This window comes from Streptomyces panacea (genome assembly GCF_040560175.1).
Taxonomy (GTDB): domain Bacteria; phylum Actinomycetota; class Actinomycetes; order Streptomycetales; family Streptomycetaceae; genus Streptomyces; species Streptomyces panacea.
Map to the genome: position 1 here is coordinate 15,333 of NZ_JARJHW010000057.1, position 24,140 is coordinate 39,472.

Annotated in this window: 17 protein-coding genes; 8 read left to right on the top strand and 9 right to left on the bottom strand. The window is 70.7% G+C overall.

Annotated elements, in window-relative coordinates:
- The first annotated feature begins 154 nt into the window (after positions 1-154).
- Together P3L51_RS16090 and P3L51_RS16095 are read left to right on the top strand one after the other, a co-directional pair.
- Positions 155-2,146 carry an AfsR/SARP family transcriptional regulator gene (locus tag P3L51_RS16090; RefSeq protein WP_435594458.1) on the top strand — a complete coding sequence of 664 codons (1,992 nt, stop codon included), beginning with the start codon at positions 155-157 and terminating at the stop codon, positions 2,144-2,146.
- The gene (locus tag P3L51_RS16095) at positions 2,127-4,598 is read left to right on the top strand and encodes a M28 family peptidase (RefSeq protein ID WP_354605904.1); all 2,472 of its coding nucleotides are present in this window, start codon (positions 2,127-2,129) and stop codon (positions 4,596-4,598) included. Before P3L51_RS16090 ends, P3L51_RS16095 begins: the two co-directional genes overlap by 20 nt.
- A 239-nt stretch (positions 4,599-4,837) precedes the next feature.
- Here P3L51_RS16095 and P3L51_RS16100 read toward each other — a convergent pair whose 3' ends face one another.
- The 5 genes from P3L51_RS16100 to P3L51_RS16120 all read right to left on the bottom strand — a co-directional run bounded on the left by P3L51_RS16100 (position 4,838) and on the right by P3L51_RS16120 (position 9,833).
- Complete coding sequence (locus tag P3L51_RS16100) at positions 4,838-5,344, bottom strand: hypothetical protein (protein WP_354605905.1); 507 nt, start codon at positions 5,342-5,344, stop codon at positions 4,838-4,840.
- Positions 5,345-5,416: 72 nt separating this feature from the next.
- A complete protein-coding gene (locus P3L51_RS16105; protein ID WP_354605906.1) occupies positions 5,417-6,421 on the bottom strand; it encodes a 3-oxoacyl-ACP synthase III family protein in 1,005 nt (334 codons plus the stop codon).
- A gap of 15 nt (positions 6,422-6,436) precedes the next feature.
- Positions 6,437-8,584: a 2-oxo acid dehydrogenase subunit E2 gene (locus tag P3L51_RS16110; RefSeq protein ID WP_354605907.1), complete on the bottom strand. Its 2,148-nt coding sequence runs from the start codon at positions 8,582-8,584 to the stop codon at positions 6,437-6,439.
- Positions 8,581-8,847, bottom strand: coding sequence for an acyl carrier protein (locus tag P3L51_RS16115; RefSeq protein WP_354605908.1), 267 nt, complete (start codon positions 8,845-8,847; stop codon positions 8,581-8,583). Before P3L51_RS16115 ends, P3L51_RS16110 begins: the two co-directional genes overlap by 4 nt.
- Before the next feature lie 2 nt (positions 8,848-8,849).
- Positions 8,850-9,833, bottom strand: coding sequence for a thiamine pyrophosphate-dependent dehydrogenase E1 component subunit alpha (locus P3L51_RS16120; protein WP_354605909.1), 984 nt, complete (start codon positions 9,831-9,833; stop codon positions 8,850-8,852).
- A gap of 301 nt (positions 9,834-10,134) precedes the next feature.
- Here P3L51_RS16120 and P3L51_RS16125 point away from each other — a divergent pair, with 301 nt between their 5' ends.
- On the top strand, positions 10,135-11,613 hold the full coding sequence (locus P3L51_RS16125; protein WP_354605910.1) for an FAD-dependent monooxygenase: 1,479 nt from the start codon (positions 10,135-10,137) through the stop codon (positions 11,611-11,613).
- A 12-nt stretch (positions 11,614-11,625) separates the two neighbouring features.
- Positions 11,626-12,885, top strand: a complete 1,260-nt coding sequence (locus tag P3L51_RS16130; RefSeq protein ID WP_354605911.1) for a metallophosphoesterase — start codon at positions 11,626-11,628, stop codon at positions 12,883-12,885.
- A gap of 51 nt (positions 12,886-12,936) precedes the next feature.
- Here P3L51_RS16130 and P3L51_RS16135 read toward each other — a convergent pair whose 3' ends face one another.
- The 3 genes from P3L51_RS16135 to P3L51_RS16145 all read right to left on the bottom strand — a co-directional run bounded on the left by P3L51_RS16135 (position 12,937) and on the right by P3L51_RS16145 (position 16,634).
- Positions 12,937-15,438, bottom strand: a complete 2,502-nt coding sequence (locus P3L51_RS16135; RefSeq protein ID WP_354605912.1) for an excinuclease ABC subunit UvrA — start codon at positions 15,436-15,438, stop codon at positions 12,937-12,939.
- Positions 15,439-15,553: 115 nt separating this feature from the next.
- On the bottom strand, positions 15,554-15,967 hold the full coding sequence (locus tag P3L51_RS16140; protein ID WP_354605913.1) for an ACT domain-containing protein: 414 nt from the start codon (positions 15,965-15,967) through the stop codon (positions 15,554-15,556).
- A 328-nt stretch (positions 15,968-16,295) separates the two neighbouring features.
- Positions 16,296-16,634 (bottom strand): MerR family transcriptional regulator, encoded by a 339-nt coding sequence (locus P3L51_RS16145; protein WP_354605914.1) that lies wholly within the window; start codon positions 16,632-16,634, stop codon positions 16,296-16,298.
- Positions 16,635-17,643: 1,009 nt separating this feature from the next.
- Here P3L51_RS16145 and P3L51_RS16150 point away from each other — a divergent pair.
- From P3L51_RS16150 to P3L51_RS16165, 4 genes are all read left to right on the top strand, one after another.
- Positions 17,644-17,820: a hypothetical protein gene (locus tag P3L51_RS16150; RefSeq protein ID WP_354605915.1), complete on the top strand. Its 177-nt coding sequence runs from the start codon at positions 17,644-17,646 to the stop codon at positions 17,818-17,820.
- A 722-nt stretch (positions 17,821-18,542) separates the two neighbouring features.
- Positions 18,543-20,042 carry an MFS transporter gene (locus tag P3L51_RS16155; protein ID WP_354605916.1) on the top strand — a complete coding sequence of 500 codons (1,500 nt, stop codon included), beginning with the start codon at positions 18,543-18,545 and terminating at the stop codon, positions 20,040-20,042.
- A 21-nt stretch (positions 20,043-20,063) separates the two neighbouring features.
- Positions 20,064-20,612: a TetR/AcrR family transcriptional regulator gene (locus tag P3L51_RS16160; protein WP_354605917.1), complete on the top strand. Its 549-nt coding sequence runs from the start codon at positions 20,064-20,066 to the stop codon at positions 20,610-20,612.
- A gap of 784 nt (positions 20,613-21,396) precedes the next feature.
- Positions 21,397-21,981, top strand: coding sequence for a DUF421 domain-containing protein (locus P3L51_RS16165; protein WP_354605918.1), 585 nt, complete (start codon positions 21,397-21,399; stop codon positions 21,979-21,981).
- Between the two features lie 756 nt (positions 21,982-22,737).
- Here P3L51_RS16165 and P3L51_RS16170 read toward each other — a convergent pair.
- Positions 22,738-23,952, bottom strand: coding sequence for a lipase family protein (locus tag P3L51_RS16170; RefSeq protein WP_354605919.1), 1,215 nt, complete (start codon positions 23,950-23,952; stop codon positions 22,738-22,740).
- Positions 23,953-24,140 lie beyond the last annotated feature (188 nt).

A 24,140-nucleotide genomic window follows, 5' to 3' on the forward strand; every position in this document is an offset into this window, starting at 1 on the left:
CCAGTCCGCATTGTGCACAGTGCAAGGAACCCTTGCACTGGAAAAGTCCTTCCGAACCAAATCCCATGGCCGCCCGCAGACTTGGGTATGGACATGACACCTGAGCTCTCCTAGCATTCCCTGCTGGCCTGCAAATTGCTTCGGCGCCCGGAGGATGATCTTGCCGATCAACAACGGATATTCATCTCTCAATACAGGTCACTCCCAAGAAGGACTGGACGACAATGGTCGTGACATCTTCTTTCGCATCCTGGGGCCATTACAGGTAATCATTAAGGGCAAGCCAATTCGCGTGGGAAGGAATCGCCAGCTGACCGTACTGGCGGCCCTGTTACTCCATACGAACCGAATCGTTGCGGTCAATTCACTCATCGACGCCGTGTGGCGCTCCGCTCCGCCGGCCACCGCGGACAAGCAGATCCAGACCTGCGTCTGGCGCCTGAGGAACGCCTTCGCCGCGGCCGGTGCGCCGGTCGACCTCATCGAGACCGAGCAGGGCGGCTACCGGATCCGGCTCGGCGACGAGGACCTCGACGCCCACGCGTTCGAGAAGGCTGTACGCCGAGCTCGGGACCTGGTGGCCGTCGGCGAACTGGAGCAGGCCACCGCCGAATACCGGAGCGCCCTGGCCCTCTTCCGCGGGCAGCCGCTCGCCGACCTCTCGGGACCGCTCACCTACGCGGTGGCCGCGCACTGGGAGGAACGCCGCTTCTCGGTCCTGGAGGAGTGGCTCGACGTGGGCCTGACCCTCGGCCGGCACGCCGAACTCATCAGCGAACTCAAGCCGCTGGTCGCCGAGTACCCCATGCGCGAGCGGCTGTGCGCCCAGCTGATGACCGCGCTGCACCTGTCCCAGCGCCGGGCGGAGGCGCTCACCGTCTACCGCAACAACCGCCTCACCCAGATCAACAATCTCGGCCTGGAGCCGGGCGCCGGGCTCCAGAAACTGCACCAGAAGATCCTGTCCGGTGAGCCGATCGCACCACCGCCCGCCGTGTCGTACCAGCCCTGGCCGCCCGCCAAGGTGCCGGCCCAGTTACCGGCACAGGTCAAGGACTTCACCGGCCGGCGCGACCTGCTCCACCGCATCACCTCGGACCTGCGCGCGGACGGCGGGCCGCGCGTGGTGGCGCTGGCAGGATGCGGCGGCACCGGCAAGACCGCGCTCGCCATCCATGCCGGCCACAGCCTGCAACAGCACTTCCCGGACGGCCAGCTCTACGCCGACCTGCGCGGGCAGACCGACCCGGCACCCACGCAGGAGGTGCTGCACGGGTTCCTCGACGCGCTCGGGGTGCCAGAACAGCGCATCCCGGCGGGCCTCGCCGCCCGCGCCGCGCTGTTCCGCAGCGTCACCGCCGCCAAACGGCTGCTCATCATGCTGGACGACGTGGCCGAGTCCACCCGGTACGAGACCCTGCTGCCCAGCGGCGAGAGCGCGGTCCTCTGCACGGGCCGGGCCAGCCTGCTGAAGATCCCCGGCGTGAGCGAGTACCGCGTCGACGGGCTGCCCACCGACGAGGCCCTGGACCTGCTCGCCTCCCTGGTGGGCGTGGAACGGGTCTTCGCCGAGGTCGACAGCGCCAGGCGGATCGCCAGGCTCTGTGGACACCTGCCGCTGGCTGTCCGGGCCGCCGGAGCGCGGCTGCGGGCCCGCCCGCGCTGCACCCTGCGCAGCTTCACCGACCGCCTGGCAACCCAGCAGAGTCGTATCGACGAACTCTCCATCGGCTGCCTGGACATGGGAGCGCGGCTCGCGTCATCCCTCGACCAACTGCCCCCGGCCGGGTACCGGTTGTGGCTCCGGCTCAGCCTGTGCGACCTGGAGTACGTCCCCGAGTGGATGGCCTCCGCCGTCTCCGACCGGCCCGGCGAGGACACCCAGCGGTTGCTGGACACCCTGGTCAACCTGCACCTGCTGGCGGTCGCCCCGGGCGAGGTACCGGGCGGCCCCACCTACGCGTTCAACCCGCTGGTCCGCGACCACGCCCGGCAGCGCGCCGCGGCGGAACTCGGCTCGGTGGCCGAGCAGGACGTGATCGACCGCATCGAGCTCGCCCTGTGCGGGCGCGAGGGCACCAACGGGGTGCCCGGCGGATACCGGCCGAGCGAGGAGCCCACGGTCCATGGCACTCAGGCGTTATGAAACGCGCGCGGGCGGCACCCCACCCAAGAGCCGGGACCGGCCCGCTCCTGACCTTGTCGGCCCGAAGGATCCCCGCCCCGACGGGCAGGCTCGCGACAGCCCCGGGGACCACGACACCGACCGGTACGAGCCCGGTGGCGGGCGGCCGGGAGGGGGCCGTACCGCCGGGGCCCGCTGGGTGTTCCCGGCGGCCGTCGCCACCTTCGCCGCGCTCTGTCTGTCCCTGGTGCTCTGGGACGGCCGGATGCCCGCCGCCCGCGGCCCGGACGCCCCCGCCGACACCTTCTCGGCGGCCCGCGCCATCGCCCACGTCCGGGAGATCGCCTCCGCCCCACGGCCCAGTGGCTCCCCCGCGCATGCGCGGGCCCGCGACTACCTCGTCCGTACCCTCACCGCGCTAGACATCGACACCCGGGTGCACACAGGGGCGGAGGCCGCCCACCGGCCGGACCTCTCCCCCACCGGCGCCGACTCCCGGTACGCCGGTCTGCGGCTGGAGAACGTGGTCGCCCGCATCCCCGGCACCGCGAGCACCCGGCCCGTGGCGCTGGTCACCCACTACGACTCCACCGAGGCCGGACCCGGCGCCAACGACGCCGGGGTCCCGGTGTCGGTGCTGCTGGAGACGGCCCGCGCGCTCCGTACCGGACCGCCCCCGCGCAATGATGTCCTGTTCGTGTTCACCGACGCCGAGGAGAGCGGCCTCCTCGGCGCGCAGGCCCTGGTGAACGCCCCCGGCGTGCTGCCGCCCGACGCGGTGGTCCTGAACTTCGAGGCCCGGGGCAGCCGCGGGCCGAGCCTGATGTTCGAAACGGGGCCGGACACCGCCTGGCTGGTAAAGACCCTCGCCGGAAAGGTATCTGGCGCGCGGACCGATTCGCTGCTCGACGCCGCGTACGGCTACATGCCCAACCTCACCGACTTCACGGTGTTCCAGGAGGCCGGGCACCAGGGGCTGAACCTGGCCTACCTGGACGGCTACACCCATTACCACGGGGCCACCGACACCCCGGACCAGGTTGACCCGGCCACCGTCCAGCACCAAGGCGGGCAGGCCCTCGGCCTGGCCCGCGCACTCGGCTCCGCCGACCTGGCGCGTACCCCGGCCGGGGACTCCGTGTACTTCCAGGCCGCCGGATGGTTCGTTTCCTATCCGGTAGGCGCGGCCCTGCCCGTCGCGCTGGCGGTGGCCGGGCTCGGCCTGGTGCTGCTGCGGCGGCTGCGCGCGCGGGGCATGCTCACGGTGGGCGGCACCTGCCGGGGGTTCCTCGTCGCCCTCGGTCAGCTGCTGCTCGCCGCCGGGGCCGCGCTCGCCCTGGCCCCGCTGACGGCGTCCGGGCACCCCGAGTTCGCTCATTACCACGACATCGGCGGGCACGGTCCGGCCCTCGCCGGGTTCCTGGTGCTCACCCTGGCCGTCGGCAGCACGTCGGCCCTGCTCGCCCGGCGGTGGGCCGGTCCCGGGGCGCAGGTGGCGGGCGCGGCGCTGCTGTGGATTCTGCTGTCCTGCGCGAGCGCGGTGGCGCTGCCCGGCGGCAGCCACGTGTTCATCTGGCCCACGCTGGGTCTGCTCGCCGCCGCCACCGTGCTCACCTCCCGAGCCGGGACGACCGTACGGGGACAGGTACTGGCCGCCGCGCTGTGCACCGTCCCGCTCGCCCTGCTGGTGTTGCCGCTGCTGCCGCTGCTCACCGACGCCCTGGGTCTCGGCCTGGTCGCCGTGCCGGTGGCCGTGGCGGCGCTGCTCACGGCCCTGCTGCCGGGGGTGCTGCCGATCCTGCCGCGGCTGCTGCCGGTGACCGCCGCCGTGGTGGCCGCGGCGGTGCTGGCGGGCACCGCCCTGCTGCCTCCGGAGCGCGCGCACCACCTACGGGCCGACCTCACATATCTGTTGGACGCCGACCGGCGCACGGCCCACTGGCTCAGCGGGGCCCCCTCGGACGCCTGGAGCGACCGTTTTCTGCCGGCGGACGCGGAGTCCGGTTCCGTGACCGACCTGTGGCCGGGCTGGCGGGTGCCGGTACGACGGGGCCCGGCCGAGGCGTTCTTGTTGCCCGGGCCCCGGATCACCACCAAGGTGGTCGGCGGCTCGGAGTCCGGGGGTCGGCGGGTCCGACTGACGGTGGTCTCCGAGCGCGGCGCCCGGGAGCTGGTGATCCTCGTCAGCGGGGCGGCCGTCCGCGGCTGGTCCGTGTCCGGGGTGCCCGGAGAGTTCGCGGACGACCCGGCCGGGGACGCGGCTTGGGAACTGTGGGTACGCCAGGTGCCCGAGCGTGGCGCGGAGCTGGAACTGGAGCTGGCGGCGGGACCGGCGACGGTCCGGGTCATCGACCGCACTCCGGGGCTGCCGGGGCCGGCGGCCGATGGGGCGAACGGTACCCGGGCGCCCGCCCTCGGGGTCGCTTCCCTCGGGGAGGCGACCCTGGTCGCGACCACGCGCACGCTGCGGTGAGGGACGAAGCCCTCAGGTGTGTGGATGCGTGACGTCCCGCCCGCGCGGGAGAGGCAACGCACCTGTCCGCGCACGCCTGTGTGCCGGAGCCCGGACGGCGGGCGGCTCCGGCACACGTCGTGTCCTGACGGCGCGTGGCGGGGGTCGTGCTCGTACCTGGCGTACTCCCGTCGGGGCCGCGCCGGCCGTCGCGGCCCCGACGGGACGTCGACGGCGCGGCCCGGACGGATCCGGGCGGGTCAGCCGGACGCGGAGGCCGAGGCGGGGAGCTCGGACGCGACCTTCGCCGCCGCCTCCTTCAGTGAGTCGCACACCTGCGGGGTCATCGCCGTGGTCCGGCCGAGCCGCAGTTCCAGGCTGTTCTTCTCCCCCGTGTCCAGGAAGATCTTGCAGACGCCGTTCAGGGAACCCATCAGCATCACGGCGTCGTGGTCGCCGAACCGCATCGTGCTCCGTTTGCCCTGCCCGGTGGCCGCCGCTTCGAGCGGCCGGTCCCGCGGGGTCACGGTGAGGGTGCCGAACTCGTGGCTGTGGGCGGTGCAGCCGTCCTCGGACATCTGGCTCACCGCGGGCTGCCCGAGGTCGAACTCGACGGACACCGGCCGGAGCAGCTTGCAGGTGGGGGTGTCGGCGGAGTCGGAGGACTGCACGGCCGTGTCGGGATCGGTCGAGCAGGACACCAGCCCCAGGCCGGCGCAGACCAGCGCGGCGGCCATCAGGGCGCGCCGGGCGGGGTGACGACTCATATCGTTTACTCCGATCTGTTCGGTGGCGGGAGGGGACTCCCTGGACCGCTGAGGTAGGGGCTGCCGGCGCGATCAGCACTGAAGGATCGTGCACGCCCAGTGCATGCCCCGGCCGTTGGCCGCGAGGGCCACGAGGTCCCCGGGCGCCAGCTCCCCGGCCTCCTCCATCCGGGTCAGGGAGAACAGGTGGTCGGCGGCGCCGAAGTGCCCGTGCAGGGCCGCCAGTCGGGCGTTGGTCCGCTCAAGGGGCACCCCGACCAGTTCGGCCTGCGCCGCCAGCACCCGGGCGTTGTCGTTGAGCAGGAGCAGCCGGGCCAGGCCCTCCTCGGCGCAGTCGGCCTGACGGCAGGCCCGGTGCACGGCGCGGGCGGTGCGCTCGTCGATCTCCTCGGCGTAGGCGGCCAGCCGCTCGGCGTCGTGGTCGAACTGGTCGACCACGTCCCAGGCGTCCCGTACGGCGGGCGTCTCGGTGCCGGGCACGAAGGGCTGCCGCGCGCCGCCGACGTCCATCCGGAAGAAGTCGGCGTACCGGCCGTCCGTCTCCGCGTAGGAGGACCGCCAGCGCAACGTGGACGCGTCGCGTACGGCGACGGCCGCGGCGGCCCCGTCCGAGAAGAGCAGCGAGTGGGTGTCCAGCCTGTTCCAGTACGCCTCGACGGTCCGATTGGCGCCGATGACCAGCGCCGTACCGTAGCCGGGATGGGTGGCGAACCGGCCCGCAACGGTATCGAACGCGGTGACTCCGCCCACGCAGCCCTGGTCGACGAGCACCGCCTCGGCGCGGCTCAGCCCAAGAGCCCACTGGACCCGGGCCGCCGCGTCCCAGTACAGGTGGTCGGCGAGGTCGGTCAGGGCGAGTACGAGCAGGTCCACCTCGTGCGGGTTCACCGACTCCAGGGCCCGCCGGCCCGCTTCGACGGCGAGATCGGTGACGCTCACGTCGGGCGGGGCCCGGTGGATGCACTCGTAGCCGTATCCGAGGACGCGCTCGACGTCCTCGGTGTACTCGGCCACCACGTCCTTGACGGCGGTCTCTTCGCCCAGGGCCACACCGAAGGCGGTCAACCCGTACGCCACTGGAACTCCTCACGGTCAGTCGATGAGTTTGACGAGCTGTTCCGGGTCGTGGAGGGCGTCCGCGACGACGCGCAGGAACGCGACCGCTTCCCGCCCGTTGACCACCCGGTGGTCGTAGGCGAGACCGAGGGTGACCACGGTGGCGGGGGCGGGCACCCCATCGGCGAGGACGAGGCGGGTGAGCGGGCCGCCGACCGAGACCATGGACAACTGCGGCCACATGACGATCGGTTGGACGATCAGCACGCCGGGCTCCACGTTCAGGGACACGGTCAGGGAGCCGCCGGACAGGTCGCCCGCAGTGAACTCACCGCGGAACGCCTTCATCCGGAACTCCATGAGGTCGTCGGAGAGATCGGCGAGGGAACGGGCGGCGCAGTCCCGCAGCACGGGGGTGTAGAGGCCGTTCCCGGCGTCCACTGTGACTCCGATGTCCACGGTGTCGGCCAGTCGTACGGTCCGTTCGTCCAGCAGGGCACCGAACAGATGCGGAAACGCGGGGTGCGTGGCGGCCACGGCCTTCACCACCGCCTCCGGCAGCCCGACCTCGGCACCGGTCTCGTCGGACAGCGTCCGCAGCCGGGCCAGCACCGCGTCCACCGCGACCTCGACCGCGGCGAAGGCGGCGGGCACCTCCTGGTGCGCACGGGTGACCACGGCGGCGGTGCCCTGTTGTGCCCGGTCGAGCACATGGGTACGGGGTGCGGGTCCTGGTCCGGCGGCCGGAGGGGGTACGGGCGCGGCAGCTATCGGGGCCCCCGGCGCGGCGGCTGACGAAGTGTCGGGCGGGGCCGTGGGCAGTTCGGCGAACAGCTCGGCGAGGAGCTTCCCGACACCGATCTCGGTGCCCTCGGCGGCGCGCACCCGCAGGTGCCCGGCGGCCGGGGCGACGATCTCCTCGACCGCCTTGGAGGTCTCCACCTCGACCAGCGGATCGCCCTCGGCGACCCGTGCGCCATCCTCGACGAGCCATTGGAGCACCAGATAGGTGGTGTCGTTGTTGTTGAGCTTGGGCACACCGACCGGCACCCCGGCCACGGGCTCGACGCCCTCCGGCTCGGTGACGCCCGGTGCGGGTCCCGTCGGGACGGTAGTGGCCAGGGGCCCTGCGGCCTGCGCGGGCGCGGCCGGCGCGCGGGGCGGCAGGGAGCGGGCCGCGGCCGCCTCGATCTCCTCGGCGATCCGCTCGGCCCCCAGCAGCACCCCCGCCTCCAGGTGCGGGGCGGTCGGCACCACCGAATCGGCCGACGACAACGGCAGTACGGGCGCACGCAGTTCCGCCCAGATCCTCCCGTGCACCTGCGCGGCCATCTCGGCGCCCCAGGTGCCGCCCGCGGTGCTCTCCTCCGCCACCGCGACGAGCCGGGCGCCCGCCAGCAACGGCAGCACCGGTTCCAGATCGGGCGGGTAGAGCCGGGCCGGGACCAGTACGTGCGTGGTCAGCCCCTGGCGCCGTAGCAGCCGGGCGGCCTCCAGGGCCCGGTGCGCGGTCCCGCCGGGGCACATCAGCACCACGTCGGCGGGGGCCGCGTCCACGGGGGTGACGTGCGCCCAGCCGGTCGGCCCGCCGAGCAGCGTGTACCTGTGGTGCTCGTCCACCACCCCGTCGCGGAACACCCGCCGGGTGTAGAGAACCTTGTCCTCGAAGAGCATCGCGGGCCCGTGGTCGAGGCCCTCGGACAGCTGCGCGTACGGGTCGTGGAACGGACTCGTCTCGTACAGCGCCAGGTTGGGAATGCCGAGGAAGTGTTTCTGCACGCTCTGGCTGTGGGTGGGGCCGTACCCGCGGTTGCCGCCCACCGGGCAGCGCACCACGACCGGCATCGGCACCCGTTCCCCGTACATGGTCACCGACTTGGAGATCAGGTTGAGCACCTGGTCGAAGGCGAGCGCGGCGAAGTCGCCGAACATCATCTCCACGACCGCCTGGTCACCCGCGAGGGCGAGACCGCCCGCGACGCCGGTGATGCCCGCCTCGCTGATCGGGGTGCCGAGCACCCGGTCCGGGTGGCGGGTGGACAGGCCGCGGGTCACCTTGAAGGCGCCGCCGTACGGGTCGAGTACGTCCTCACCGAGCAGGTGCAGCGAGGGCCGTTCGTCGAACAGCCGGTGCAGGGCGCCGTTGAGTGCCTCCACCACCCGGGGCGCGGGGCGCGCGGTCACGGCGCCTCCCGCTTCTGGGCGAGGACTCCGCGCAGGGCGCCGACGGTCCGGCAGCCGCGTACCTCACGGGAGGTGAGCTTCACGCCGTAGGTCTGCTCGACACGGGCGACGATCTGGACGTGCCGCAGGCTGGTCCAGGCCGCCGAGGTGGCGGGCCCGGTGTCGTCGGTCACCTCGGCGGGGGCCAGCTGGAGCACATCGGCCACCAGGCCCGTCAGTTCGGTCGATTCGCCCGGTTCAGTCGGTTCGGTCGGTTCGGCCATGGTTACTCCATCCTCGTGTCCGGGAGACCGGACCCCGTCCACGCGGCGGGCGGCCGTGCCTCCACCTCCCGGGCCAGCTGTTCCAGGTCCGCGCGGATCCGCGCGTCGAGTTCCCGGAACGGCTCGCCCAGCCGGTCGATCAGCTCCCGGTGCCAGTCCTCCGCCCAGAGGCGGTCCATCTCCGCCCGGGCGCGGGTGTCGTCGCCCTTGCTGTGCGGACCCAGCCGGCGGGTGGTGAACTGCACGACCGCCGGGCGGTGTTCCTCACGGACCCGGCGGACCACGGGGGCGAGCCGTTCGCGGATCTCCGGCACCTGATGGCCGGCTATCTCCAGGAAGTCGATACCGAAGGCGGCGGCCCGGTCCGCGATCGAACCGGCCATCTGGAGGTGCGTCGGGGTGGACTGGGCGACCGCGTTGTGTTCGACGACCACCAGGACCGGCACCCGCCACAGCGCGGCCATGTTGAGCGCCTCGTACACCGCTCCCTCGCCCCAGGTGCCGTCGCCGACGAACACGGCGGCGATCCGGCCGGACTTGACGCGCTTGCAGCGCAGACCGATGCCCACAGCCAGCGGCAGGCTCTGGCCCTGCACCCCGGTGGAGAGGTAGTTCCGGCGGCGGATGTGCTGGCTGCCCCCGACGCCCGAACACACCGCGCCGGCCCGGCCCATGATCTCCGCGAGCAGTCCGGCGGGATCGCGGAACAGGGCGAGGTAGTGGCCGTGGCCGCGGTGGTTGCTGAGCACGTGGTCGCCCGACAGCAGCGGGGCCAGTGCCACCGGCACGTACTCCTGCCCCAGACAGGTGTGCGTGGTGCCGTTGAGTCTGCCCTCGGCGAACATCCGCAGCAGCAGGTTCTCGAAGTGGCGGATGGTCAGCAGGGATTCCAGGTCCTCGGGCTCCGGGCCGGCCGGTGGCTTCGTGGCGGCCGGTGGTTCCGGGGCGGCCGGTGCGCGAGGTGGTTCCGGCGGATGCGCGGTCATGGCCTGACGCCCCCCTGCGGGCTGGACTGCATGGACACCACCTGATCGGCCGCCACGCTATGGCCCCCCGTTCTCAACCTGGTGCTCGAACCGCTCTCATCGGCGGACCGCCGCTCTCCGGCGCCTCTCACCTCGTTCTCACCGTGGTTGCGTCCGCCACGGACCGCCCCTTAACTGGCTGGCGTCCGGCGGGGAGCGGCTCCGCACCGGACGTCCGGCCGCCCTTGCCCTTGCCGTGGCCCTGCGCGCGCCCCGCACCCTCCCCGTGCGGCGGGACCAGCCGATCCGAAGGAGTCTGCAGATGCCGCCGTCCCCACAGGTGCTCATCGTCGGCGGCGGGCCCGCCGGGCTCGCGCTCGCGGCTGAACTGGCCGGGTTCGGCATCTCCTGCCAGATGGTGGACAAACGCACCCGGCGCGCCCGGCTGTCCCGGGCGTGCACGGTCGAACCCCGCACCCTGGAACTCCTCGACATGCGGGGCCGGATCGACGACGTCCTGGCCTGGGGCCTGGAGTGCCCGCACCCCCCGCTCGGCAACGAAGACGGCTACCTGGACTACGGACTGCTCGACACCGGCTTCCCGTTCAGCCTGTCCATCCCGCAGGCGAAGACCGAGGACGCGCTGCAGATAGCCGCTGAGAAGGCGGGCGCGGTGCTGCTGCCCGGTACCGAGATGACCGGGCTGTCGCAGGACGACGACGGGGTCGTGGTCGACCTGACCGGCCCGGAGGGTCCGACCACCGTCCGGGCCCAGTACGTCGTCGGCTGTGACGGGGTGAACAGCACCGTCCGCGAGGTCCTGGGAGTGCGGTTCGACGGGTGGAACTACGACCAGTCGCTGATGATGGCCGACGCCCGGCTGAGCAGTCCGCCGGGACCGGCCGAGTACGCCAGGATCAACCGGCGCGGCATGGCGGCCCTGTTCCCGTTCCGGGACGGCACGTACCGGGTCATCGTCCTGGACCGGGAGAAGTTCACCGTCCCCGCGGACGAGCCGCTGACCCTGGAGGATCTCAGCGAGAGCTGCGCAGCCATCCTGGGCCTGGACATCGGCATCACCGACCCGCTGTGGCTGTCGCGATTCCGCAGCTCGCAGCGGCACGCCAAGCGGTACCGGGTCGGCCGGGTGCTACTCGCCGGGGACGCCGCGCACACCCACATCCCGTCCGGCGGACAAGGGCTTCAGACCGGTATCCAGGACGCGTTCAACCTGGGCTGGAAACTACGGGCGGTGCTCGACGGGTGGGCGCCGGAGGACCTGCTCGACACCTACGAGGCCGAGCGCTACCCGATCGCGGCTGAGACGCTCCGCAAGACCGACCTGTCCTTCCGCTTCGAGACCTCGGACAGCCTCCCCGCCCGGCTGCTGCGGAAGGCCGCGATGTGGTCGATGCGGATCAAGCCGGTCCACCGGCTGAACGTACTGCACCTGTCGGGGCTGACCCTGCGCTACCCGGCGGCTGGGCGTGACCGGTGGACGGGCCTGCGGGTGCCCGACCGGCCCCTCGTGGCGGCTCCCGGCGGCCCGGAGCGGTTGTACGAATTGTTCAGGGGCGGCGGTTTCGTGCTGACGGGCACGGACGGCTGCCCGCCCGCCGCCGCCGGCTGGGAGGCCCGGCTGCGTACGGGTGTACTCGCCCAGCCCCTCGGCGCCAGGTGGCCCGCGCATGTGCTGATCCGGCCCGACGGATACGTGGCCTGGGCGGGCGCCGACCCCGGCCGGGGACTGACCAGGGCACTGCGGCACTGGTGCGGTGAGCCGCACCCGATCGCCCGCTGATCGGGGGGTCCGGTGTCCTCCGCGCTGTTCGTCGCGCTCGTGCTGCCGGTCCTGGCCGGCGTCCACTACTACGTGTGGCGGCGCATGGTCCGCGACACCACGACTCCCGGTTCCGCGTGGCGCCGGGGCGGCACCGCTCTGATCGTCCTGCTGGGCCTGCTGCTGGTGGCCGCGCCGCCCGGCGAGCGGGCGCTGCCCGCGCCGCTGGCCACGGCGGTCGGCTGGCCCGGCTTCGTGTGGATGGCGGGGATCCTCTATCTGGCCCTGGCGCTGCTGGTCGGTGAAGTGTTCCGCGTGATCCTCCTGCGGGTGGAACGGCGGCGGGCGACCGCCGCGGCTACCGTGCCCGCAACGCCCGGTACGGACTCCGTGTCCGGTACGGGCTCCCCCGAGCCTGCCTCCGCTACGGACTCCCCCGAGCCCGCGTCCGCCGCCCCTCTCCATCCTTCACGGCGGCTGTTCGTCGGCCGGGCCGTCGCGCTGGCCTCCGGGGCCGCCGCCACCGCCACCGTGGGGTACGGCGCGTACACCGCGCTCGGCCCTCCCCGGATCAAGCACATCACCGTTCCGCTCGCCCGGCTCGACCCGGCAGCCCACGGCTTCCGGATCGCCCTGATCAGCGACATCCATCTGAACGTGCTGGTGGGGCGGGACCGCACCAGGCAGTTGGTGGACCTCCTCAACGGCACCGAACCGGACCTGGTGGCTCTCGTCGGCGACCTGGTGGAGGACGCGGACGTGGCCGACCAGGGACGGGCCGCCGAACCGCTCGCGGACCTCCGGGCCACCCACGGCGCGTTCTTCGTCACCGGCAACCACGAGTTCTACTCGGGCGCCGCCCAGTGGGTCCGGTTCGTCCGGGAGCTCGGGCTGCGCACACTGCGGAACGAGCGGGTCGCCCTGCCCGGCTTCGACCTGGCCGGGGTCGACGACGAGAGCGGCGCCGAGCACGACGAGGGCCCGGACTACGAGGCCGCGCTCGGCGGACGCGACCGGGACCGGGCCGTCGTACTCCTCGCCCACCAGCCCGCGCAGGTCGACGAGGCCGCCCGGTACGGGGTGGACCTCCAGTTGTCCGGCCACACCCACGGCGGCCAACTGTGGCCCTTCACCCACCTCATGGGCCTGGCCGACCCGAACGTGGCCGGGCTGAGCCGGCACGGCGACACCCTGCTCTACGTGACCCGCGGCACCGGCTTCTGGGGGCCGCCGGTCCGGCTGGGCGCCGAGCCGGACATCACCGTCCTGGAGCTGACCTCGCCCCGCGCCTGACCGCGTGCGATCGCGGCCGGGCGCGGGGCTTCAACTGCCCACCGTCGAAGGTCAGTTACCTGATCGGTCGCCGGACTCCCCCAGCAGCGGCAGTCCCGCCGCGTACCGGCGGAAGAAACCTGCGGTCGGGGTGTCGGCGCCGGCGACCTCCTCCGGGGAGCCCGCCGCGACCACCGCCCCGCCGTCCGGGCCCGCGCCCGGCCCCAGGTCGATCACCCAGTCCGCGGAGGCGGCGACGGGGATGTCGTGCTCGGCGACGACCACGGTGTTGCCCGAGTCCAGCAGCAGATCGAAGGCGGCCACCATGCGCTGGATGTCGGAGGGGTGCAGGCCGGAGACAGGTTCGTCGAGTACGACCAGTCCTGCCTTGCGGCCGGCCGCGCCACGCTGGATCGCCGAGGCCAGCTTCAGACGCTGCGCCTCGCCGCCGGAGAGTTCCGTGGCGTTCTGGCCGAGTTGCAGATAGCCGAGGCCGACCCGGTCCAGGGCCTCCAGCGTCTCCGCCAACTGCCTCTGTTCCGTGAGGCGTTCCACGGCTTCGGCGACGGTCAGTTCCAGCACCCCGTCGATGGTCAGCCCCTCGTAGGTGATCTCCAGTGCCTCCTGCGTGTAGCGGCGGCCCTCGCAGGCGTCGCAGACCACCCACACGTCCGGGAGGAAGTGCATGTTCACCAGCTTGCGGCCGTACCCGGTGCAGGTCTCGCAGCGTCCGCCGTTCGCCGTGTTGAAGGAGAACCAGGAGGATTTGATGCCACGCTTGCGTGCCTCGTCGGTCTCCGCGAACAGCTTGCGGACGATGTCGAAGGCCTTGCTGTACGTGGCGGGGTTGGACCGGGGGGTCCGGCCGATCGGCTCCTGGTCGACCACGGCGACCCAGCTGAAGCCCTCGCCTCCGGTGACCCGGCGGACAGTGTCGGCCGCCGTTCCGTTCAGGGCCGCCTCCATCCCGGCACCGAGCGCGCCGAGCAGGCTGCTCTTGCCGCTGCCGCTGACCCCGGTCAGGCAGGTCAGCCGACCCACGGGGAAACGGACCACGTCCGCGGTCACGTTGTGCGCGGACAGCCCGTGCAACTCCACCCAGTCGGTGCGGTCCCCGACCGGTCGGCGGGCACGGCGCAGTCGCGGCCCCTTCCCCGCGAGGTAGTGACCGGTCAGTGAGTGGGGGTGTGCGGCGACGTCCGAGGGTCTGCCGGAGACGAGCACCTCGCCGCCGAGCCGCCCGGCGCCCGGTCCCATGTCGATCACCCAGTCGGCGCGGGCGATCAGTTCCGGGTCGTGCTCGACGAGCAGCACGGTGTTACCGGCCCCCCGCAGTTCCAGCGCGATGTCGAGCAGGTGCGCCTTGTCCGCCGGGTGCAGGCCGGTCCCTGGCTCGTCCAGGACGAAGATGATGTCGCTGAGTTCGGTGCTGAGCTGGGCCGCGAGCCGGGTTCGCTGGAGTTCGCCGCCGGACAGCGTGGCCGCGCCGCGGGACAGTTGGATGTGGGCCAGGCCCAGCCGGTCCAGCACCCGGAGTCTGCGGGCCAGGTCCTGGAGCAGTGGCTCGCCCACCGCGCGCTGTCCGGTGCCGAGGTCGGCGGTGACCCTGTCCCCCCAGGCGCGTACCTCGCGGACATCGACCTCCAGCAGTTCGGGGTAGGCGAGCCCGCCGAGCCGTACCGACCTGGCGATGTCGTCGTAGCCGGAGCCGCCGCAGGTGGCGCAGGGCATCTTGCGCATGTACGGCAGGTAGCGCTCTTTGGCGCTGGGCGTCGCGGCGTTCGCGAAGACCCGTTCCACCTCGGCGAGCGCTCCGCGCAGCGGCTCGCTGGAGGTGTACGTCCAGGAGGACGTCTCGTTCTTGTTCGGCATGTCGACGGTGGCCTCGATCTTCTCGTCACCCGTGCCGTGCAGCACGTTGTGCCGGAAGGCCTCGGGCAGCGACTGCCAGGGCCGTGCGAGGTCCACGCCGCGCTTCTCGGCCAGGGCGGGAATGAAGGCGTGTTCTCCGGATCGCCACTTCGCGTACCAGGGGGAGGCTCCTTCGAAGAGGGGCAACTCCGGGTGGGTGATGATCAGTTCTTCCCGTGCCTGCCAGCGACCACCGACGCCGTGGCAGTCGGAACAGCTCCCCTCGGGAGTGTGCCGGTCGAAGTGGGCCGTGGTGAGGTGGCCGTCGCCGGGAACCGCGTCCGGGCCGATGCCGGGCAGCCGGGAGTACAGCAGTCCGAGGTGGCCGTCGATGCCGGTGATGGTGGCGACGGTGGACCGGGGGTTGCGGTTGAGCCGCCGCTGATCGACGGCGAGGGTCGCGCCGAGTCCGAGGACGCGGTCCACCTTGGGGCGGTTGCGCTGAGTGATGTACTGCCGGATGAACGGCGAGAGCCCCTCCAGGTAGCGGAGTTGTGCCTCGCTGTGAATGGTGTCGATCGCTAACGAGGTCTTGCCGCTGCCGCTGACCCCGGTGAAGGCGACCACTTGTCCCTTGGGAATGCTCACGGTGACATCGCGGAGGTTGTTGGTGCGCGCCCCCACCACCTCAATGGTCCCGATGTTGTGCGCGGATGCTGTCATTCGTTCAGTCCTCTCCCGACGGTAGGAAGGGAATGTACGCGCCCGGAGCACCCGGAAACGGCCCGGATTATCGTCCCGAGCACCCCGAAAGCCCCTCCCGGACAAACCACTTATGTTAGTACGCGCGGCCGGCCGCTGATCTGCGGGAGAGCCCTTCGAGCAGGGCCATGGCACGGTCCGCCACCTCGTACGGCACGAAGAGGTGGTCGTGGTGGAACCCAGCCACCACATTGCAGCTGACCCCGGCCCTGGCGAGTTCGTGGGCGACGGCGGCGGTCAGGCCCACCGCGTCCAGAGCGGAGTGCACCCGGAGTACCAGCCAGCCGGCCACGTAGTCGTACCCCAGCCCCGCGGCCTCGGCCTCCTCCTGGCTCAGGACCAGAGTGAGGCCCTCGCGTTCGGCCACTGTGACGACCGGGGAGACCCCGGGGGGAACGCCACCGGCCACAGTGGTGAACACGTAGCGCCCCGGATTCAGCTCCGGCCGCATGTCGATCAGAAGTCTCCGCAGGTCAGTCTCGCCAGGCACGGGACACACCTTATGCAGCCGCCTGATCCGAACGTATATCGGGACCGCCGGGCAGCGCGGTGCGGGAACAGATCGTACGGCCCCCGGGTGGCAGGGCCTGGACATCCGGCGCCAACCTCGCCGTTTCCGCTGGGGGTTGCCGGGTGACTGAGCGGGGTTGTTCGAGGCTGGGTCGGCCGGTGGACATGGTGGCGGCCCGACGCGGGGTCGGGTTCTCCAGGGTCCTTGGCTCGAGGATGGGCGGGGACGGCAGGTCAGCTCGCGGGGTGACGGTCCGGGCCGCGATGCCCGGCCTCCGTGATGTGCAGGGACTCGGAGCCGCGAGTTGTCAGGAACCCGTTCTGCGGTGGGGTGCGCGCTTCGATCCGCGCAGCTGTTCGTTGATGCGCTGGGCTTCTTCGAGCTGGTCTTCGAGGATGACGATGCGGCAGGCGGCCTCGATGGGGGTGCCCTGGTCGACGAGCTCCCGGGCGCGGGCGGCGATGCGCAACTGGTAGCGGGAGTAGCGGCGGTGGCCGCCCTCGGAGCGCAGCGGGGTGATGAGGCGGGCTTCACCGATGGCGCGGAGGAAGCCCTGGGTGGTGCCGAGCATTTCGGCGGCCCGGCCCATGGTGTAGGCGGGGTAGTCGTCGTCGTCGAGACGGCCGAACGAGTCGTCTGCTGTCATTTGCACCTCTCTGTGGAACGCGTGGAGGGGCCCGGGTGCCGTACGGCACCCGGGCCCCGAAGGAACTGCTACACCATCTGCCGGCCCTGATACTGCGCCGGCCCTCTGTGTCCGCACGACCGTCCGGGAGAGGACGGGGAATGCGGGGATCGCGGTTGCTTGACCGGAGACCACCTCACTATCGATGTCCTGCGGTACCCGGGCTCAAAACTTCCGCCCGGGCGATCCTGATGGCGCTCAACTCCTCCGTTTCTTCCCTCTGGGATCACTCACTTACCTACTGCTGATACTGCTCTCCTGCGTACTGCTCCGTGGCCTGTGACAGCGCCACTCTCCGGCAGCCAGCCCCGTCGCCCGTCCTGCGTCTGCTCTGGCTTAGAACCCCACTGCCGAACCTCCCGATGCGCGCGTCCGCAGCCGACGCCTTCACCGAGGTGCTGCTCTTCACTGCCGAGTACTGCGAACCGCGCTTACCGAACTGCGGTCCTGCTCATGGCGGCCCCTGATCACTGCGGGCCACCCGGTCCGGCCGCCAGTCCCGTCGCCGTCCTGCAACAACCCTGGCTTCGGAACTCCACCACCGCACCGCCCTGCGAACTACAACTGCAGTCACGCTGCCCGGCAGTTCGTCTCTGCCAGGCCCTGCTGTCTCTCTGGGCTACAAGAGAAACCATAACCACACCACCACCCAATGTCTACTCCGGCCAACATAGATTTTCGAGAGGCGCATGGAGAGATAGTTGACCTCGGCAACGGAACAGCCGGCGCGGCGGTCCTGCTCAAGCCGGGTTCGCCCGCTCCGACCAGCGCCGCTACGCCAGCCTCGCCGCCGCTGACACCACAGCCGCCATCGTCCGGCCATGCGGATGACCACCCAGGACACGCGCCACGGCCAGGGCCCGCGCGGTCGACACACCGCCAGTCCGGTCGCAAGAACCGCCAGACAGGATGCGCGTGACGAAGGGAGATGACGGGTGACAACCAACTGTCCCGGCCCGAGCGTCCGAACTTGCGCACTTCGAACCAAACCAAGGGCGACCAGACGCCGGATCTGCGGAAGCCCCCGCTGAAGTCCTACTGGCCCCCGTACTCACGGGCCTGGACCCACGCGAAGCACGTCTACAACCTCAGCGTCACCGACGAGGAGAAGAACGCGCTGAGCGAGATGCTCGGCACATACGCATGAACGCCCCAGAGCAGCCGGCCCAGTTCACCAGCGACGTCACCGCAGGCTCCGGAGAGGCGATGACCGACAAGGTCGGCGCCATCACCGGAGACCCTCACCCTCCTTGCCACCGCCCCGGCCCAACGGGTACCCCCTGGTACACCGACACCGAGGAGTGGCACACCCTCACCGGCAGCCCCCTTACCATCCCCTCAGCCGCCCCGAGGAGCCAGCACAAGGCGATCGTCGAAGGCGTACGCCGAGGCGACATCCGCGCCCCCGGCCGCCGCAGCCCGGCGGGCAGACATCCGCCGTCGCCTGACCCGTCCAGGTACGAACCGCTGCGCCACTCCAAAGAACGAGTGCGGGTCCCGCCGAGCATCGGCCGGTTGGCCCATTTCACGATGCCCTGGCCCGGAAGTGCGAGGGCGCAGCCACAGGGCCCGCTCGCCCCGACAGAGAGAGACCGCCGATACCGGTGTGAGCGCCAGCGGAGGCCGCCATTGAAGGAGGGGGTGATGAGCCAGGCCATGCTGACGCCGACTCAAGATGATCGCGGCGCGGGAGCGTACGCCTGGCTGGGTCATCAAACTTTTCCATGCCCCTGTCCGGGATGCCCCGCACCGGTCGACCACAAAAGGGCAGCTCATCCCCTGCTCTATCGCATGCTCATAACTGTACCTTCCGGAAGGTACAGTTATGAGCTATGGGCAGGGCAGTGCTGAGGGAGAGGTTGCGCGGGGATGGTTCTGAGTGCAAGGCGGCGTTGGCTGCTGCTGACGGTGGTGAGTGCAGGGCTCCTGCTGATCACGCTGGACAATTCGATCCTGTACGCGGCGTTGCCGACGCTGGTGGAGGATCTCGGTGCGAACAGTTCCGAGGGCTTGTGGATCATCAACGCCTATCCGGTGGTGATGGCCGGGCTGCTGCTGGGCAGCGGAACGCTGGGGGACCGGGTGGGACATCGGCGGATGTTCCTGATCGGCCTGGCGGTCTTCGGCGCCGCCTCGCTGGCTGCCGCGTTCTCGCCGACACCGGAGACCCTGATCGCGGCCCGGGCGTTCCTGGCCGTCGGCGCGGCGGCGATGATGCCCTCGACGCTCGCCCTGATCCGCATCACGTTCGAGGACGAGCGCGAGCGCAACGTGGCCATCGCCATCTGGGGCACCCTGGCACTCGTGGGCAGCGCACTGGGCCCCATCATCAGCGGGCTCCTGCTGCAAAGCTTCTGGTGGGGGTCGGTCTTCCTGATCAACGTCCCCTTCGTCATCGCGGCACTGGTCGCCACGCTGGTCCTCGCGCCGCCCAACGACGCTGACCCCACCAAGCGCTGGGACCTGCCCTCCTCGCTCCTCGCGCTAGTCGCCCTGGTCGGCCTCGTGATCGCGATCAAGGAAACCGCGAAAACCGACCCCGCACCCCTGTTCATCGCCGCTGCCGTCCTCGCGGCCACTGTCGGCGGGTTGGCCTTCGCCCGGAGGCAGCGCGGCCTCCCCTATCCCCTGCTGGACTTCGCGATCTTCCGCAACCGGGCCTTCCTCGCCGGAATCCTGGCCGCCGGGTTCTCCATGTTCGCCATCGCCGGTATCCAGCTGATCACCACACAGCGGTTCCAACTCGTGGAAGGCTTCACCCCGCTGCGCGCCGGGCTCTTGGTCGCCGCCGTCGCCCTGGGGGCGCTGCCGACGGCCATGGCCGGCGGCGCCAGCCTGCACCGGGTCGGCCTGCTGCCCATCGTCGCGGGTGGTCTGGCCCTCAGCACGGTCGGCGCCGTGCTGATCCTGCTGAACTTCGACACCAGCATGGGACTGCTCATCACCGGGCTGCTCATCACCGGCGCCGGCCTCGGAGCGGCCATGTCCGTGGCATCCAGCGCGATCATCGGTAACGTCCCGGCCCGCCGCGCGGGCATGGCCTCCTCCGTGGAGGAAGTGTCCTACGAGTTCGGCAGCCTCATCGCGGTCGCGCTGCTCGGCAGTCTGCTGACCGCCGTCTACACAGCGACCATCGACCTGCCCTCCGGAGTCCCGGACTCCGCGCGCGACAGCCTCGACAGCGCGCTCGCATTGGCAGGGGACGACAACCCGTCGCTGATCACGGCCGCATCCACCGCATTCGACAGCGCCTACCTCACCGTGATGATCGTAGTCACCGCCGTCATGGCCATCGGCACGATCGTGACCGGCCTCCTCCTGCGCCGCCACGGCCCCGGATCAGCCCTGTCCACCCCCACACACCACTGACACCCCGCCCCGGGAGCATCCATGCGGACCAGCAAACGAACCCAGATCCTCGAAGCGGCCGCCCGCGTCGTGGAGCGCGAAGGCGTCAAGAGCGTCACCTTCGACTCCGTCGCCGCCGAGGCCGGCTTGACCAAGGGCGGACTCCTCTACCACTTCGCCTCGCGCGACGACCTCGTCCAGGCCATCCACCAGCACCTCGCCGACCAATGGGAGGCGCAAATTGCCGCGGCGGCGGGAAAACCGGCCCACGAGGCAACCCCACCCGAGAGGCTCACCGCCTACACCCGCGTCACCACACAGAGCGCCACACGGGCCGAGCTCCTCTTCATGCTCGAAGGATCCACAACTCCCGGACACGCGGCCCCCTGGGACGCCGTCATGGAACGATGGGCCCCACCCCTGACCACCACCGACGCCGACGACCCGGCCGCGCTCGACCAGTTCATCGCCCGCCTCGCCGCCGACGGCCTGTGGCTGTACGAATCCCTCACCGCCGAACGGCTGACCCCCCAACTACGCCGCGCCCTCGCCGAACGCATCGCCAGCACCCTCAACCACGACGACACCTGAGCCCGCCCCGCCCCACAGCCCCGCAATCCTCCGACCGCTGGCTCTGTGAACCCTGCGCTGATCACTTGTCAGACAGTGCACGGGCCCGTAGGAATGAGCGCAGCGCGTGCACGCTGAAGCGGCGACGTTGTAAGGAGTACGGCGACATCGTGCACGCGGGGCCCAGGTATGGCGACCCCCCGGTGGACTGTGGTACTCGCCGGTCCTTTCACGCTGCCCGCCGCCATTGGCCTCGGGGCTGCGGAACGAAGAACCTCCAGAGCAGGTAGGGGTGACACAGGGCGCAGGGTTCCCCGGCCGCCTCACAAGGTCGCGGCCCCGCTGTGCGAGCCGACGAGAACCCCGGAGGTCAGCAACCTGATCTTCCCCGCCCCAGTGACCGCCGCCTACGCTGCTGTCGTCACGTCGCTCGCCTCAAGTTCCTTGTGTACAGCGGTCACGTGGCGACGCCCGCGCCGCAGGCCCCGGTCACCGCTGGCTCTTCGATCTCCCCAAAGAACCGGTTACCCCCTGCGATTCCGCGGCTGACACCGGTCCGGCCCTGTCACCGTGCCAGGGGCCCGTCCGGCGGCTCACGGCTCAGGCGAATCCACAAGCAGGGCCACACCGGCAGTGGTCGTGAGAAGCGCTGCCATTACCACTCGGGGCGCGCTGCCGTTGGGGTATGCGTGTCAGCCAGCGTGTGCCGAGCACCGCAGCGCTTGAGACGAATGATGACTGACGAGCCATCGTGGGATGCCGAGAGACGAGTCCCGCACTCACGTCCTTTGAGGAGTTCCCTGCCGTGTGGCACGACATGCTCACCGTCCAGATCCCGATCGTGGAGAAGATCATCCGCACGGTCGCGGTCTACGCCATGGTGGTGGTTCTGTTCCGCCTGTCCGGGAAACGCGGTCTCGCGGGCGTGAACACCTTCGACGTCGTGGTGATCTTCCTGCTGTCGAACGTGGTGCAGAACGCGCTCATCGGCCCGGACAACAGCCTTCTCGGCGGAGCGGTCGGAGCCGTCACACTGGTGGCCGTCAACGCCGCGGTGACCCGCTGGCTGGCTCGCGATCCACGGGCCGCGAGGCTGCTCGAAGGAACAGCCACCGTCATCGTGGCCAAGGGCAAACTGAAACAACGGGCTCTGCGGCACCTGGCCCTGCGCCCCTCCGAGATCGAGCACGCGGTCCGTCTGCAGAACGGCGACGGCATCAGCGACATCGCCGAGGGCCGGCTCGAACCGGACGGACAACTACTCCTCACCCTCAAGACCGCCCAACAGGGCGCCACCCGCGGTGACATCGAGGCATTGCGGGCCCGGCTCGCCTCGATCGAGAACCTGCTGACAGTCCTCGCCGACCACCGCCCAGACGACACAGGATGATGACCGCATCCTGACGGTGCGGGAAGTCACGAACGCCTGAAGGCAGAACACCCATCGCACTGGACAGTTGGACACCGGCGCCCAGGACCAGCACAACTCCGATGAGGCACCCCACTCACAATCCCGGCAAACAAACCACGGGCCACCATCCGCACGGCCTGGTCGTGACCAGAGCGCACGCTGACCGCCAGCACCCCGGCGTCATGACTCACGCCGGCCCGGCCGCTCGGCAAGAACTGCCCGCAGGGTAACGAGCGGGCCGACAGATAACGAGGCAACGCCAAGACGGGGCAACGTAGCGTGGGATCGCCGGTTCGCCAACCCGGCGATCCCACGCACCATTGACAGTCCACCGCCGCAACCTGCCCGTACGTCGAAAGGCACCACCCGGACCGAGCACAGACCAACCACGAAACGCATATGGCCAGATGCCCGGCAACCGTTCACGCTGCTGCGTAGCTCGCCCGGAACAAATCCTCGGCACGCTTTACGTCCAAGGTGCGCCCGAGACCGTCCTGGATATCCCCGACTCTCGACCTTCGTGGCCCGGCCCGGGGCGTCCGGAGCGTGTGACGACGCCGGCATGAATCGCCTGGCCGGCTTCCAGTCGCCGTACCCACAATCAAGTGGATTGGTCGCTGTGGGAGGAAGATCCAAGCCGACAGAAGATCCGTTGTCGTCGGCCGTTCGCCGGGCCGGACCCGTGTCCTCTCGGCACGCTGTCTCCCGTTCGATGAGAAAGGCGCAATCTAGCAGCTACTGAGAGCACGTACTGGGGGCGGCATGCGCGGCAAACCGGGCACCGATCCACGAAAGGGTGTCGGGCTGTGCTGGCATGACTACGCCATTGTGATCGAGGCCCTCGTAGGTGCGGTACTCAACGATCGTGCCCTTGCGGCAGAGCCCGGCCGCGAGCTCCGATGAGTCCGGTGGTGTTGTGAGTACGTCAGCGCTCCCTTGCTGAAGGAGGACAGGTCCGGAGATGGGGAGGGTTCCCGGGGTGTTCCGCCTCAAGTACAGCTCGATTCTGTGCCCGGCGCCGTGGCGGATGAGCGCGTTGCCGGTCAGGTCGCTGTAGCTCGCCTGGATGACGCTTATGCAGTCAGTCCTCAGTGTGTGCAGACGTGCCGTCGCCGCGGGGGTCAGCACCTGCGACGGGCGGAGTCCCGGCAGACTTGCCGCCGCGCCGGTGACGATCACCGGTACGAGGCCTGATGCTTCGGGCATCAGCGCCGTTCGGGCGAAGAGCTTGGTGAGGTCGGTGGCAGGTGCGATGGCGGCGAGCCCCCGGTAGCCGTGATCGGGCGTGCCCTGCCGTTCGCGTTCGGTCATCAGCTCACCGACGGCCAAGGCCGCGTGCCCTCCCTGTGAATGGCCCAGTGCGACCCATTCGCCGCTGAGTCCGCGCACCGCTGTGCGAGCGGCGGGCAGCGCGTTGACGACGTCGTTGGCCGCGGCCCGCTTCGAGAGAAACTCGTGCCGGCCGTCGGCTCCGAGACCTGCGTAGTCGGTGGCGACCACGGCATAGCCGGCTCGGACGATGGACAGCAGGTGCTCTCCGTACTGGAGATCCTTCATCAGTGATGGCGCGCAGGTGCGCCCGACTCCGCTCGCGCCGTGCGCGTAGGCAACTACCTGCCAGCCGGCGGGCGGCGGATCGCCCGCGGGGGTCAGGACCACACCTGAGCTGGCAACGTCCCGGCCCTTCGTGCTTCGTGAGTGGTACAGGATGCGCGTCGCGTTCATGCCGGGATCGAGTTGATGGCCACTGGTCTCCTCGGCCCGGACAAGGGCCCCAGCCGGCGCCGGGGGCAGGTTGGCCGGCAGGTCGTAGAACGACGTTCTGGGCAGCGCATTGGCTTGCTCCGCCGTCCGCGCGCGGTCGATCATGCACTGCTGGTCGCAGTCGTCCGCCGCGGCGGGACCGGCCAACGTCCCTGACAGCGTGACGGCGGCGACAAGTGCCACCATGTTCCGCATTGTGGTTGCCGTCCTGTGGCTCTTTTTCGTCCAGGGCTCTGTTGTCTGTGTTGACATTTCTCCACTGTCCTTGTGTTTGTTGGTTGGGTGTGCACGGCGATGGGAGATATTCGCAGGGTCTTCTGGTCGGCCGTTTAGGGTCTGTCGTTTGGATCAGGCTGGATCAGGGAGCGGGGTCT